Annotated in this window: 10 protein-coding genes; 6 read left to right on the top strand and 4 right to left on the bottom strand. The window is 62.8% G+C overall.

Annotated features, from left to right (window positions below; all coding sequences use genetic code 11):
- The first annotated feature begins 32 nt into the window (after positions 1-32).
- The 6 genes from AC6HU3_RS02365 to AC6HU3_RS02340 all read left to right on the top strand — a co-directional run bounded on the left by AC6HU3_RS02365 (position 33) and on the right by AC6HU3_RS02340 (position 9,421).
- Entirely contained in the window at positions 33-1,373 is a 1,341-nt protein-coding gene (locus AC6HU3_RS02365; RefSeq protein ID WP_497474334.1) for a KamA family radical SAM protein, read from the top strand.
- A gap of 63 nt (positions 1,374-1,436) precedes the next feature.
- Positions 1,437-4,541 carry a diguanylate cyclase gene (locus AC6HU3_RS02360; RefSeq protein ID WP_497474332.1) on the top strand — a complete coding sequence of 1,035 codons (3,105 nt, stop codon included), beginning with the start codon at positions 1,437-1,439 and terminating at the stop codon, positions 4,539-4,541.
- Positions 4,541-5,647 (top strand): cysteine desulfurase family protein, encoded by a 1,107-nt coding sequence (locus AC6HU3_RS02355; protein WP_497536275.1) that lies wholly within the window; start codon positions 4,541-4,543, stop codon positions 5,645-5,647. The genes AC6HU3_RS02360 and AC6HU3_RS02355 overlap by 1 nt, the downstream gene beginning before the upstream one ends.
- The gene (locus AC6HU3_RS02350) at positions 5,644-7,596 is read left to right on the top strand and encodes a Na/Pi cotransporter family protein (RefSeq protein WP_497474331.1); all 1,953 of its coding nucleotides are present in this window, start codon (positions 5,644-5,646) and stop codon (positions 7,594-7,596) included. The genes AC6HU3_RS02355 and AC6HU3_RS02350 overlap by 4 nt, the downstream gene beginning before the upstream one ends.
- Positions 7,593-8,327, top strand: coding sequence for an HAD-IIA family hydrolase (locus AC6HU3_RS02345; protein WP_497474329.1), 735 nt, complete (start codon positions 7,593-7,595; stop codon positions 8,325-8,327). The genes AC6HU3_RS02350 and AC6HU3_RS02345 overlap by 4 nt, the downstream gene beginning before the upstream one ends.
- The gene (locus AC6HU3_RS02340) at positions 8,324-9,421 is read left to right on the top strand and encodes a hypothetical protein (protein WP_497474328.1); all 1,098 of its coding nucleotides are present in this window, start codon (positions 8,324-8,326) and stop codon (positions 9,419-9,421) included. Before AC6HU3_RS02345 ends, AC6HU3_RS02340 begins: the two co-directional genes overlap by 4 nt.
- On the opposite strand, the gene AC6HU3_RS02335 is transcribed toward AC6HU3_RS02340, so the two are convergent.
- From AC6HU3_RS02335 to AC6HU3_RS02320, 4 genes are read right to left on the bottom strand one after another with little or no spacing between them, the layout of a single operon-like run.
- The gene (locus AC6HU3_RS02335; protein WP_497474327.1) at positions 9,402-10,790 is read right to left on the bottom strand and encodes an NFACT family protein; all 1,389 of its coding nucleotides are present in this window, start codon (positions 10,788-10,790) and stop codon (positions 9,402-9,404) included. The two genes, AC6HU3_RS02340 and AC6HU3_RS02335, sit on opposite strands and share 20 nt — an antisense overlap.
- Before the next feature lie 11 nt (positions 10,791-10,801).
- Entirely contained in the window at positions 10,802-11,410 is a 609-nt protein-coding gene (gene amrA / locus AC6HU3_RS02330; protein ID WP_497474325.1) for an AmmeMemoRadiSam system protein A, read from the bottom strand.
- Between the two features lie 7 nt (positions 11,411-11,417).
- The gene (gene panD / locus AC6HU3_RS02325; RefSeq protein WP_497474324.1) at positions 11,418-11,813 is read right to left on the bottom strand and encodes an aspartate 1-decarboxylase; all 396 of its coding nucleotides are present in this window, start codon (positions 11,811-11,813) and stop codon (positions 11,418-11,420) included.
- Positions 11,810-14,482, bottom strand: a complete 2,673-nt coding sequence (locus tag AC6HU3_RS02320) for an ATP-binding protein (RefSeq protein ID WP_497474322.1) — start codon at positions 14,480-14,482, stop codon at positions 11,810-11,812. The genes panD and AC6HU3_RS02320 overlap by 4 nt, the downstream gene beginning before the upstream one ends.
- Positions 14,483-14,486: the final 4 nt, after the last annotated feature.

The following is a 14,486-nucleotide window of genomic DNA, read 5'->3' as shown; positions in this document are numbered from 1 at the left end:
GAGGGGTGGGTGCGAACGAACAAGGAGGACGCATGATGCAGGGATACCGGTATCAGGCGTATGGTCTTCACAATTACACCAAAATTCCCCAGATTCAGAAACTTCCGGAAGAATACCGCTGGGCCATTGAAGTGGTGGGAAGGGTGCTTCCCTTCAAAACCAACAACTACGTGGTGAACGAGCTGATTGACTGGGATAAGGTGCCGGACGATCCCATCTACCGGCTCAATTTTCCCCAGCCCGAAATGCTGGTTCCCGAAGACTTTGAAGCGATTTCCTCCCTTTTGAAACGTAATGCCCCTCAGGAAGAGATTCTGAACGAGGCCATCCGGATCCGGATGAAACTCAACCCGCATCCCGCCGGCCAGATGGAGCTCAACGTACCGCGACTCAACGGGAAAAAACTCCCCGGGATCCAGCACAAATATTACGAAACCGTGCTCTTCTTCCCCTCCCAGGGGCAGACGTGCCACGCCTATTGCACCTTCTGCTTCCGGTGGCCCCAGTTTGTGGGCATGGACGATCTGAAGTTCGCCATGAAAGAAATTGAGGACGTCATCGCCTATCTCCAGGCGCATCCAGAGGTGAGCGATCTCCTCTTTACCGGCGGAGATCCCATGGTGATGAGTGCGAAGATCTTCGGGGCCTACATTGACGCTCTGCTGGAAGCGGACCTCCCTCATCTGCGGAACATCCGGATCGGAACCAAAGCCCTGGCGTACTGGCCCTACAAATTTGTTACCGATCGGGAGGCCGATGACTTTCTCCGGATCTTTGAGAAGATCGTGAAGGCCGGAAAACACCTTGCCATCATGGCCCATTTCAACCATCCGCGGGAGCTGTCCACCGAGGTGGTGCGCAGGGCCATTGAGCGCATCCGGTCCACGGGCGCCCAGATCCGGACTCAGTCGCCGGTAATCCGCCATATCAACGATGACCCCGACGTGTGGGCCGAGATGTGGCGCACCCAGGTGAACCTGGGACTGGTTCCCTATTATATGTTTGTGGCCCGGGATACCGGTGCCCACCACTACTTCGCCCTCCCCCTGGTTCGGGCGTGGGAGATCTTCCGGAAGGCCTATTCGCAGGTGAGCGGTCTCGCCCGCACGGTGCGGGGTCCCAGCATGTCGGCCAAACCCGGGAAGGTCCAGGTTCTGGGTGTGGCGGAGATCCGGGGCGAAAAGGTGTTCGTTCTCCGGTTTCTCCAGGGACGGAATCCCGACTGGGTCCACCGTCCGTTCTTTGCCCGGTTTGATCCCGAGGCCACCTGGCTGGATGAGCTCACTCCCGCCTTTGGAGAGGAAAAGTTCTTCTTCGAACAGGAGGAGTGGCCCCTTCCCTGGAAACAACCCGTGGCGGCCCTGAGAAGCTGAGGGCAGGGGGGCATTTGCCCCCCTTTGTTTGAACAGCCGGTCAGGAGTGTATATACTAACTCCATGCGGGAGTTTTCGGATCACTATCGGGATGATCTCACCGGGGCCCTGAACCGCCGGTACCTGCGGGAAGCCCTCCCTCAGGTGTTTGAGGAGATGCGTTCCCTGGGCCTTCCCCTTTCCATGCTGGTTCTGGATCTGGACAACTTCAAGGCCATCAACGACACTTACGGTCATCTGGAGGGGGACGCGGTTCTTCGGGAGCTGGTGAGCTTTCTCCGGGCCCGCCTTCGCCACAGTGACCTGATCATCCGGTATGGAGGGGACGAGTTCATCCTGGTGCTTCCCCACACCGATCAGGACACCGCGTGGAAGGTGGCCAACCGGCTCATGGAGGACCTCCGGCGAACTCCCCTGCACGGGCATGACATTTCGGCCAGCATCGGCGTGGCCACCTTCCCGGTGGACGGCTGGACCCTCAACGATCTGTTTGCCCGTGCGGATGAAGCGCTGTATCGAGCCAAGAACCTGGGACGGAACCGGGTGGAGTCCGCCCACACCCGGACCCCTACCCTGGAATGGCCCGTGTCTTTTATTTCCCGGATCCGGGAGGAACGGGCTCTGGAGCAGGCTTTCGCCCGGCATCCGGGGCTGGTGCTGGTCACCGGGCCGGCGGGCATCGGAAAAACCCGGCTGGTCACCGAGTTCCTGCGGACGCGGAGCGTTCCCTTTTTCCGGGGGAACGCGTATGCCCTCTTTCAGGGCATGCCCTATGCCCCCTTCATGGAGATCCTCCAGGCCATCCTTCAGGCCCACCCGAATCTTCTTGAGACGTTGCCTCCCGTGTATGCCGGGGATCTCCGCCATCTCCTGGAACGGAGTCCGGACCCAAAGGGTTCACGCTCCCGAATGTTTGAAGCCATCTTCCGGCTTTTTGAAGCCGCTCCGGCCGAGGTGCTGATGCTGGACGATCTCCAGTGGCTGGATGAGGCCAGTCAGGAGCTCCTGTATTTCCTTCTGCGTTCGGGGATCCGGTTTGTGGCCACCCTCCGGAAGGAGGAGCAGGAACGGGTGGCTGTCTCTTATCTCCACGCCCTCCACCGGGAAGGCAGGGTCACGGAAATCGCCGTTCCTCCTCTCTCCCGGGAACAGGTCCGGGTGTTGCTTCAGCGTGCCCTGCACATGGCCCCCGACGACGCCATCGTGGACACCCTCCACCGCTTTTCTGGAGGGAATCCCTATCTGGTGGGCGAAATCCTGTCCGACCTTTATCGCCACGGGTATCTCCGTTTCCGGAACGTGTGGGAACTGCGCCTGCCTCCCAACTACAGCCCTCCCCGGAGCGTGGAGACTCTGGTGACCTATAAGCTGGGATTGCTCTCCCCGGACCACGCCCGGGTGCTGGAAGCTGCGGCGGTGGTGGGCCCCCGGTTTGACCTGGACACCCTTGCCCGGGTCACAGGACACCCCGTTCCGGTCCTTCTGGATACCCTCGAGGACCTGGCCCGGGTGGGATTCCTTGAGGAGAGCCGGGAGGGCTTTGCCTTCCGGGAAGACGTCATCCGGGAGGCCGTGCTGGACCGGATGTCTTCCCTGCGTCGCCGGGCCCTCCACGCCCGGGCTGCCGAGATCGCCCGGGAAGGGGGATGGCCTTCCGAGGTGCTGGCTTTTCATCTCCACCACGCAGGGGAACGATCTCGGGCCTTTCAGGCTTTCCTCCAGGCGGTGGATGAGGCCATGGCCATCTATGCCTATCCCTCGGCTCTGCGGCTTTCTGAACTCGCTCTGGAAAACGTCTCTTCGGACCCGGAGCGATATCAGATCCTGTTCCGCCGGGGCAAAATATTCTGGTTTCTCGGGGAATACGATGCCGCAGAAGCCGCCTTTCAGGAGCTCCTTCACGCCTCAGACATTCCGGAGGATCTTCTGGGGGAGGCGGTGATCGCATGGATCCAGCTTCTGGTGGCCCGGGGGCGCCACCGGGAAGCGCTGGAAGAGGCTCGACGTTTTGAAGAGAGGATCCCCGAAACCCCTCACCGGATCCGGCTGGTCCTGGAAGAGGCCTGGGCCCTCATTCAGCTCCAGCAATACGGAAAAGCCCAGAAACTCCTCAAACGGGTTCAGGACGATATCATCCGGATGGACGGGGAGGTGAAAGCCAAGTTCCTCAACCTCCAGGCCCAGATCCATGAGGAGCGGGAACAGTGGAAGCGGGCCGAAAAACTTTATCATCAGGCCCTTGAGGTCTATCGCTCTCTGGGCGATCGCCGGGGGGAAGGGGTGATCCTCACCAACCTGGCGGGGCTGTTCCTGGATCAGGATCGTCTGGAGGAAGCCCTGAAGTATTATCAGAAAGCCCTTGCGGTGTACGATTCCATCGGTTATCTGGAAGGGCGAATGGTCACCCTGGGTGATCTGGGGGTGGTGTACAACCACATGGGGTATGTGGAGGCGGCCATCCAGGCCCTCCAGGAGGCCGTTCTCCTCGCGCACCGAATGGACTACCGGCGGATCCTTCCGGGATTTTATGGCCAGCTCGCCTGGGCGTATGCCTATCGGGGAGAAAAGGAGCGGGCCCTGGGATTTGTGGATCTTGCCCTGGAACACGCCATCGATCAGGAGCAGGTCGGGAACGTCTTTTATCGAAGACTCGAAAAGGCGTATTTTCACGTTCTTTTCGGTGAACCTGAACGGGCGAGGGTGATGCTGGAAGAACTCCGTCCGAACATGTCTCCTGCGGACGATCGGCAGCGGTTCTGGTGGTGGCTCACCGTTCTTGAAACCGAACTGGAAAAGGGGGAAACCGGGCATCTGGAAGAAGGGATCCGTGTCCTGGATGACGTGCTTCCCCGCCTTCGCGGGCGAACGACCCGGATGTACGGTTATCTCACCCGGGCCAAGGCCCTGGCAGCCCTTTCAAGAGGTGAAGAGGCCCTGGACAGCCTTCAGCGGGCCCGCAACCTTCTCCGGAGGCTCAAAATCCCCATGGTCCGTGGGGAATTTTATCTGGATCAGGGAAAGGTCTACACCCTCCTGGGGGATCTTCCCCGGGCCCTCCGGTCCTTCCGCCAGGCCGAAAAGATCTTCCAGAACCTTGGGGTGGAACTCCTCCGGGAGCAGGCGCTGCGTCATATTGCATCCCTTGAAGCGCAAAAACCCCGGCGGTGATGCTTTATCTGGATTACAACGCCACCACCCCTCTGGATCCCCGGGTCTGGGAAGCGCTGGTGAAGGCGATGGAAACGTTCGGGAACCCGTCCAGCCTGCACCGTTTTGGGCAGAAAGCCCGGTTCATGCTGGAAGAAGCCCGGGAACGGGTGGCCGCCGCGGCGGGACGGAGGGCGGAGGAAGTGATCTTCACGGCGTCGGCAACGGAGGCGCTGAACCTTGCCATTCTGGGTTTTGCCCGCCGGAATCCCGGACTTCCCCTTGCGGGATCCCGGGTGGAACACCCGGCCGCCCTGCGCCCCCTCGAACGGCTTCAAGCCTCCGGGCATCCGGTGTGCTGGATGGGTGTGGAGGAAAACGGCCAGATTCGCCTGGCAGACCTGGACAGGGCGCTTGAGAGGGGTGCAAAACTCGTTGTGATTCAGGCGGCAAGCGGAGAAACCGGGGTTCTTCAACCCCTGGAGGCCATCCGGGAGCGGGTGGAACGCCACGGGGCGCTGTGGCTGGCGGACGCCTCCCAGATCCCGGGGAAGGAGGACCTCCTGGCGTGGGGGCGTGCAGCCCATCTCCTGGTGATTTCGTCCCACAAAGTGTATGGCCCACGGGGGATCGCGGCCCTCATCCGGCCGGTGGATGTGGACCTGGAACCCCTTGCGTATGGGGGGGAACAGGAGAGTGGACTCCGGCCCGGAACGGAACCCGCACCCCTTGCATGGGCTTTTGCGGAAGCTCTGGAGGTGGCCCAGGAGAGGCTCCATGAGGATCGCGCCCGGATACTGGCCTTCCGGGAACGTCTGGAGGAGGGGCTTCATGCCCTGGGACTTCCCGTGGTTGCCCCTTCCACTCTCCGTCTCCCCAACACCACCCTGTTTCTTTCCCCTGTGGAAGGGACCCGGATGGTCGCGGCACTGGATATCCGCGGAATCGCCGTCTCCAGTTCGAGCGCCTGCACCACCGGCCGTGGACGCCCCTCCACCACCCTTCTCGCGATGGGATACGCCGAACGGGATGCACGCCGGTCCGTGCGGGTGAGCGCCGGTCGCTGGACGGAGCCGGAACAGGCAGAGCGCGTCCTTGAAGCCCTGAGGGAGGTGCTTGCCTCATGATGCTCTGGTTCCTTGCCGCCCTCTCCCTCCATCTCCCCGTGGATTCCCTCACCGGCATGGACCTTTCAGGAAACGGACAGCGAACCACCGTTGGACATCCCTTTCGCTCCCCTTTTCGGGTGATGGTGATGGACTCGGTCCCGGTCCCCGGTGTCCCGGTTACCGTGGCCATCGCCACACCCGAGCGGGACTGGATTGAGACCCTCTCTTCCGACGCCCGGGGATGGGTGGAGGTTGCTCTTCCTCCCCTTGAGAAGCCGGGAGAAGTCAAAATCGTTTTTTCTCTGCTGGAGGACACGGACGTGGTGACCCTCCGGGGATGGGTGCTGGACCGGGGATATCTTCTGCGACTCCTCGTGCTGTTCATCGGGGGGTTCACCCTGTTTTTCTTTGGGTTCCGGCGTGGAAGCCGCGGCCTGGTGGAACTTGCGGGGGTGCGGGTGCGTAACGTGCTGTGGCGCCTCGCCCGGCGTCCCTGGACCGGCTTTCTGGGCGGTTTTCTGGCCACACTGGCCTTTCAGTCGTCCACGGCGTTTTCCGTTCTCCTTGTCTCCTTTGTGGATGCGGGGTGGGTGCCCCTGCGCTCCGCCCTGGCCGCGGTTCTGGGCGGTGGGGTGGCCACCACCCTGACCGTCCAGTTTCTTGCCCTGGGCGTGTTCGATCTCGCTCTTCTTGTGGTGGCGGTGGGGTATGTGGTGGAGCGGCGATTGCCCGTCTATCGTTCCCTGGGGCGGGCTCTGTTCGGTTTCGGTCTCGTGTTTTACAGCATTGCCCTCATGAGTTCGGCCGCGGGCTATCTGGAACCCTATCCGGAAGTCGCCCGGGCCCTCGCATCCATGCAGGCGGACTATGCCTGGGCCGGGTTCCTTCTGGGCGCCGTCCTCGCAGCCCTGGTCCACTCGAGCGCGGCGGTGATCGGGATTCTCCTTTCCCTGGCCTTTCAGCATCTCGTGTCCCTGGAGGCCGCCTTTCCCATCATCCTGGGGGCCAATGTGGGCACCACCTTCACGGCGCTGGTGGCGGCCAGCGGAGGTGGGGTGGACGGTCGGCGGGTTGCCCTGGCCCACCTGCTCTTCAAACTCACGGGTGTGCTCCTGATCTGGAAATGGACATCCCCCCTGAGCGACTGGATCCATTCCTTTTCGGGGTCGGAGGCCCAGGCCATCGCCAACGCCCACACCCTGTTCAACTTGGGAGTGGCCGCGCTGGCCATGCCGTTCCTCCGGTTCGCAGAGGCACTGGTGATCCGCCTGGTGCCCGTGCAGGAAAGCGCCCTGCCCACCGATGCCCTGAGCGCCGAGCTTTTTGAACACCCCGAAGTCGCCCTGACCCACATTCAGCGCAAGGTTCTACAGGTGGCGGACACCGCCTTTTTCATGGTGCGGGAAAGCCTCCAGGCCTTCCGGACCCGGGATGTCGCCCTCATCGAGCGTATTCTCCGGGAAGATGACAAGATCGACGCCCTCCAGCGCACCCTCACCCCGTTCCTTTCCCGCCTGCTGGAAGAACACGAAATGCCCGCATCCCTCACCCGCCGGATGGTGGCCACCCTCCACGTGCTGGGAGAAATTGAGCACATCGGGGACATCGTGTCCCGGGACCTCATGCCCATGGCCCACAAAATGCGAAGGGAAGGGCTCACTTTTTCCGAAGAGGGATGGAAAGATCTGGAGAGTCTGCACCGGGAAGTGCTCCAGACTTTTGAACTCGCCCTCGGGGCGTTCACCTCCTGGGATCCCTCCCTGGCCAAGCGGGCGTGGGAGCGGCGGGACGAGATCAACCAGTATGCACGGGAACTCTATGGGCGACACCTGGATCGCCTGGCCCAGGGGTTGCAGGAAACCCTTTCCACGAGCACCATCCATCTGGACGTGATCTCGGGGCTGGAGCGGATCAACTTCCACTGTGCTTCCATCGGAGCGGCGGTGCTGGGCCACATCGGATCATGAAACTCCCCCGGGCCATTTTGTGTGATCTGGACGGTGTGATCTGGCGGGGAAACCGGGTCCTTGAGGAAAACCTGGAGCGCATGCGGGCATGGTCCCGCCGCGTTCCGGTGGTGTTCCTCACCAACAACAGCACCCGCCACCACGGGGAGGTGGAGGATCGCCTGCGGCAGCTGGGCTTTGACGCCCCCCGGGTGGTGACGAGCGGAAGGGTGGCGTCCGCAGCCCTGCGGGAGGAGGGGTATCGCCGGGTTTTTGTGATCGGAGAACAGGGGCTTCGGGCTGAACTGGAGGAGGCAAAACTTCGTCCCGTGGAACAGGATGCCGAGGTGGTGCTGGTGGGCATGGACCGAACCGCCTGTTATGAACGGCTCAACCGAGCGTTTCACGAACTCCAGAAAGGCGCCCGTTTCTGGGCCACCAACCTGGACGTTTCGTATCCCGCGGAGGCGATGCTGGATCTGGGAGCCGGGGCTCTGGTGAGCTCTCTTTCCGCGGCATGGGGACCGCCCGAACGGGCCTTCGGGAAACCCGAACCGGCCATGTTCCTTCATGCCCTGAAGCTTCTGGGGCTTTCCCCTTCCCCCGACATCTGGGTGGTGGGGGACCGGATGGATACGGATGTGGAAGGGGCGCGCCGCCTGGGGCTCACCCCCGTCCTCGTGCTCTCGGGCGTCACCCGGCATCCTCCCGCCACGTTTCAGGGGCTCGTGGGGATTCCGGAAGTGCCGTGATCCTGGTGTTCGCCACCTGGTTTGCCTGTCCCTTCCCGATCGTGGGCCACGGGGTTGTCTTCTGCCTGGATCGTCCGCCTTCTTCGTCCCGGATCGTTCTTCAGGAACTGGCCGACCGGGGTTATCCCCTTGCCACCTTCCTGCGCTTTGGACAGGACACGGCCTATGTGGATGAGGGGCCCCTGGTTCCCGCGGGCGCCATCCGGGTTCATCCTCCCCACGGCACCCTTCTTCGATGGTTTCAGGGGCGTTCGGGAGGGGTGTTTCGCATGAGCAGGGTCCAGGAACTTCGTTCATGGCTTGGGCGGGTGGGGTTCGCCACGGATCTCCGCTGGGATGGAACCCATCCCGTGGTGCGGTGGTCCCTTCCCCCGCCCCGGGGCCGGGCCACCCTCACCTGGAACCGGACGGGTTTTCTGGGAAATGGCCGTCTTTCCGGGTGGATCCCGGCTTGGCTCACCCGGATGGATCTCCAGGTGGAAGGTGAGGGAGATCGGGAATGGGCCCGGCTGGACCTTCGTCGTCCCCTGACCGTTCCGGTGGAGGGGACCGCAGCCCTGGCGTATTTCAACGCGGATCAGCCCGCCCTGTCCGTGGAAGGGGGGATGCAATGGGGATGGGAGAAGGTCATCCTGGGCGCCGGTCTTCACGGCGTGTGGGATACCACCGTCCGCGGAGGTGTTGTCGCCTGGGGAGGGGTCCAGAAAGGCAGGGACACCCTTTCCATCCGGGCGCTGTTCAGGCGGGAAGGGGTGTTTGTCCGTCTTCGGGGATCCGTTGAGGGCTCCTGGGGGGAAGGAGGGGGGCTCGTTCTGGCGGGAACCCTGGTGGACTCTGTGCTGGCCGAGCCCCGGGGAGGCCCCGGTGGACTTCGTGGCTGGCCTGGTACAGGACGCTTTCTTCGGGGGGTGAGAGGGTATGGGGGGCTGGGCCCTCCCTTTCTTCGTTTGTTTCTGGAGGGCCTGTGGGAACGGGGGGCTTCCCCCCTCTGGAGCGTTGCCCTGCGAATCGAACGGGAGAATGTGGGACTCTGGCTTGCCCGGGGACTCCCCGGGGGGCGAACCTGGGTGTATGTCAGCGTTCGTATGGAGTAGGGGACCAGCCTTCGGGAAGGATGACCCGCCACACCTCGCCCTTCTGTATGCGAACTTTCCCAGGCTGTCCCGGAATACTCCGGACGAATCGCCGCCGGGTCACCCACACCTCTCCGGCTCCGGACTCCCGGGCATCGGAAAACCACAAAGCGATCCGGGCCGCTTCCTCCAGGTCCGGGGACGGAGGATGGGGGTCCGGAATCACCACATGGGCGCCGGGAAGATCCTTCCCATGAAACCACCAGGCGTGGGGTGGGGCAAGGTGGAAGGTGAGGCGGTGGTTGTCCACAGCGGACCGGCCCACCAGGATCCGGCTTCCCTCCGGGCCGCGAAACACCCGATAGGGCCGCCGAACCTCCCGGGAAGGTGAGGGCGAGGGGATACGGGAGGGCGTGGGTTCACCCTCTTCGAGCTCTTCCAGAGTTGCAAGCCGCCGGGAAAGGGTTTCATATCCCCGTTTCATCTTCTTGTACCGGGCAAACAGCGATTCGGCCACTTCGATAGGATTGTCTTCCGGATGGAGCACCACCTCCACCGCGTCCTCCCGGAGGAGGATGGGTTCTGCCGGGGGAGAGGGGAATTCCCGGAGGATGCGTTCGGCAATGCGCCGGTAGGCTTCATGGTGGGCGAGCTGCTCCCGTTCCCGCTCCAGCCGTTCCCGGAGGGAGGAGGCGGTCTGTCGCGGCGGGGGGAGGGCCTCTTTTTCGGGGGGAAGAAGGCTCAGAAAGCCCTCGGAAAAGGTGGCGAGGGGGTGCATTCGCTCTCCCTTCTGAAGGGGGACGGGATGAGGAGCCAGGAAGGCCCCCCCGGCACGTTCCACCAGGACGGGCTGGGGGTGGCGGAGGGCGGTGCACACATAGGCCATGGGGTCCGGAACCCGTTCCAGATAGGGGGCCACCCGGAAAAGACGGTCAGGCCGGGTCTGGAGAAGGGTCCGGAAATCGGGCTGGGGCGGGGGGGGGAAAGAATAGGGCTCACCCGGGGCAAGGCGGGCGGAAAACCGCGCCGCCAGGACGCGGGTGTCTTCATCCAGAACCAGCACATTCCGGTGTTTCCCGGTCAACTCCACCACCAGAGCCCGGTCTCCCGCCCGCACGAAGAGGATCCGGTCCCCCGTGCGCGTCCGAACACGCTGAATGCTTCGTTTGCGAAGAAGCTGCGTGAAGAAAGGGAGTTCCTCACCGGAGACCTCCTCCGAAAGGGCGACGCCCAGGTGGGAGGGGTGGAGGGAAACGAACAGGTGGGGCGGGTGATCCATCCGCACCCAGAGGCTGTGGTTTGTGACACGGACCTCCCGGATGCGTGCGCCTCTCAGGAAGCTTTCGAGTTCCCTGCTCACCAGGTACACGTCCAGGGGGTTCAGACTCATGGGGGTGGAAATCAGGCGGAGGAGAGTTCTTCCACGGGACCCCCGGGCCGGGTTTCCATGAAACGACGGGTCCGGAAGAGCTGGATCCGGGCTTTTGGACTCTGCCATGCGTCTTCCGGAAGTCCCGCTTTGAGGGCGACCGCCCGGAGCATGTCTTCTCCGGTTTGGGCCTGGATGGTTTCGGCAACTTCCGGGAGAAGAAGCCCCCGATGAAAGCCCAGAGAGAGGACCACGCCGTGCACATGGGGCATGAGACGCCGGGGGGCTTCGTCCGGTGTGACCTCTTCAAACCCATAAAGGAGGGACAGTTCGATCACGATGTGGGGGAGTTCCCGGGACAGCAGAGGGGGAAACCGGGGGTCGTTGAAGGCAGCCTGAAGGGCACTCCACCGGATCTGCTCCCCCAGGGATCGCCGCTCCAGCACCCCGATGCACCCACGGAGTTCCCGTTCGGGGAAGGTCCACAGCGTCACAAACACGCCGGGACATCCAGGCTCATCCCACACTCCTCCGGTGAGGGCATGGGGTGTTTCCCCCCGAAACACGACGGCATAGGCTTCCCGGATCCACCGGATGGCTTCCTGAGCCTGTTCAAGGGTGACAGCGGGACAATCCTTCATGGACCGTTCAGGACGTGGATGGAATCCCGGGGGACTGGATGGGAAGGCGCCGGACCTCGATCAGGTGATTCTCCCCGTCAAACAGGGCGACACGGGGGGAAAAGGTCGAGAGTTCTTCTTCGTCCAGCCAGACGAAGGCGGACACAATGAGCAGGTCCCCCACCTCGCCCAGACGGGCCGCCGCACCGTTGAGTTCCACTTCGCCCCGCCCGGGGGTCCCGGGAATCACATAGGTGGTCCAGCGCATCCCGTTGGACACGTTATACACCTCAATGTGCTCATAGGGAAGGAGCCCCACCGCGTCCATCCACACGGGATCCACCCGCAGGCTTCCTTCATAATCCAGGGCTTTTCCGGTCACCCGGATCCGGTGAAGTTTGGCTTTGAGAAGATGGAGTTTCATTGCACCGTCCGTCTGAGTTTTTCAAGGGCTTTGAGCGCCCACTGGTCTTCCCGCTCCAGCAGACCCCGGGACGAACCTGCCCGGATGGCCTGAACGCGGGCTTCCAGCCAGGGACTCCCGGCTTCCCGCGCCGCGGACTCCAGCATCCCATCCCGGCGATATCCCAACCACCCCGCCCACTCCAGAAGCAGGGCCCGCAATACAGGATAGGGTTCAGCGGCATTTATAAGATGGGGCAGAACGTCCGAACGGTCCACCATCTCCGCCATGCCCTGGAGCACCCGGGCCGGGACGTGGGTTTCGTCCACCTGTATCGTCCAGCTCCGGAAGCGAGGCGGTTCATCCTTCACCCATGCCACCGTGGCATCCAGCCAGGCCAGCAGGGCCTGGACCCAGGAGGGATCTCCCGGGGCGGGAGGGTCGGGTCGTTCGAGACGCTGCAGGGTGTTGAGCCAGGAGAGGAGCGCATGGGCCAGCCGGCCATATCGGGAGTGCTCTTCTCTCCAGGTGTGGAGACGGGACCGGAGGTGGTCCCAGTCTCCGTGAACCAGTTGATGAAAGGCCTGCCAGATCTGGGCCTGAACCGTCTTTCCGGAAGGGGGGGGCGATCCGAGAAAGAAGGAGGCCATCCCCTCGATTTCGTTTCGGAGAAACAGGGTGAAGCCTTCGGGTCGTGCCCTTCGGGAGGCCTGATCCAGAAGAGGCTGGACCTGCCCGGGGGAGCCCCCCACCAGGGCGTAGGCTGCTTCCAGGGTGTGAAGTTCGCCAAACAGGCGTTCAAGAGAAAGGGGAAGGGTTCCACGGGATCGGGCGGCCATGGTGAACAGGGCCCGGCGGCTTTCCTCAAGAAGAGCCTTGCCTGCCTGGATTTCACCCATGAGCCACCGCGCAACACTCTGGCGAAGCCGGATCCGGAGATTCATTTCCGGATTGTCTTGAAGCATTCGGGAAACCCGCGCATCGTCCAGGATCCTGTCCATATAGGCAAAATCTCCAAGCTGGATGCGGGTTTCCAGGAGAAAGAGGGCGGCCCGGGCACGGGCTTCCTCCCCCATGGCCTGTTCCAGAAGACGCTCCGCAAAGGGAATCGCACGGGCGTCGCCCCGGGCCAGGAGGAAGTTCACGGCACCGCTCAGGGTCTGTTCCAGGGCGGGATAGGGAAGGGGGGCGTCCCGGAAGTCCTCAAGAAACCCGTCCAGCCACTGGAGCACCTGCTGCTCCTCGTGGGATGCGGAGGCAAGCAGAGAAGGGAAAACGGAAAGGGCGTTGCCCGGATCTTCCATGCCCCAGGCGTGCCAGACCATCTGCAGGAGGAACTGGATGTCCTGGCTTTCCAGCGTTCGGGCCTGGAAGTGATCGAACACGATCTTGTGAAAACGACGGCGAACCGGTGGCTGAAGGGTGGCATAGAGGCCCTTCCAGAAGAGAGGGGGAACAAATTCCCACCGCGTCTCCTCCCGCCGCAGCCAACCTTCCTGCTCGGCGCGTTCCAGAAAGGTCCGGAGTTTCACGGGGTCTTCTGAAGCAAACAGACTCTGGGCAAAATCCATGGTGAAGGTGGGGCCCAGGACAGAAAGGGTCTGAAGGAACTGGAACAGGCTGGGTTTCATCACCCCGCGGGCCCGCTCGGTGGCCAGACGAATGGGTTCAGGCGGAGGGCTCAGCAACCGGTAAAAGAAGGAGAGGTCACGATCCAGGATGGGAAACAGAAGGGAAGGATATCCTCCGGAAAGGATGAATTTGCGCTCCAGCTCTTCCACTGGCAGGGAGAGGGCGAGGATGTTGCGGGCCATGTGGAGAAAATCGTCCCGGGTGAGGGGGAAAAGGCGGATTTCGATGAGGGCATCCGAAAGGCGCAGAAATTGCTCAAATGCAGCCTGATGAGCAAAGGTTTCGTCCGCTTCCTGAACAAAGAGAAGCAGGAGGGACGTGCCCGGGGGGAGCGCGTTCCAGATGGCGCGCAGATACGGAAACGCCTCTTTGGGAAGCCGGGCGGGCGACCGGATCACCCAGAGGGTATACACATCCTGAAGGGACCGGGCCACGGACCGCGGGGAGAGATCTTCAGAAACCTCGGCGAAAAACTCTTTCCACAGGTTGAAATCCACCTCCTCCCCTTCCATGACCGACAGGTCCACCACCCGAACTTCCCGGCGAACCTTCTCCAGGAATTGATCCAGCAACCGCCCCGGTTCGGTCCAGGGGTGCCCCTGGAGTTTCACCGCCAGGGCCTGTCCATCTTTTGCCCGCTCATGGGCCCGGTGGAGCACCTTGAGAGGAGATGCAAAATACACCCCCCACGCATCGTCTGGACGGGACGTCGTCACCCGCCGGGGCGCCGTTCCTTCCAGAAGATCCTGAGGGGAGTTCCCGTCGTCCGGGAAGGCCTTCAGGACCATTTCCGCGACACGGCCCTCCAGAATGGACTGCAGGCGCTCCTCGATCCGGTGAAGATAGGCACTGGGGGTGTGGGGAAACAGGATCAGCACACCTCCGGGAATCCGGAGGACGATGTCACTTCGCTTGATGAACCGGCGAAGGTGGAGGATGGTTTCGTCCGGATTCACCGAAGGGGAAAACCGGATGCGTGCCACCACGAAGGAATCCGCCAGCGCGGTGTGGCGGGCGATCTGTTCCTGAAGGACCTCCTCCACGGACGGCTGGCTCACGCCA

Source organism: Caldifarcimen microaerophilum (genome assembly GCF_055387105.1).
Note: the sequence above shows the minus strand (reverse complement) of the source record. Positions and strands in the feature narration are given on the sequence as shown.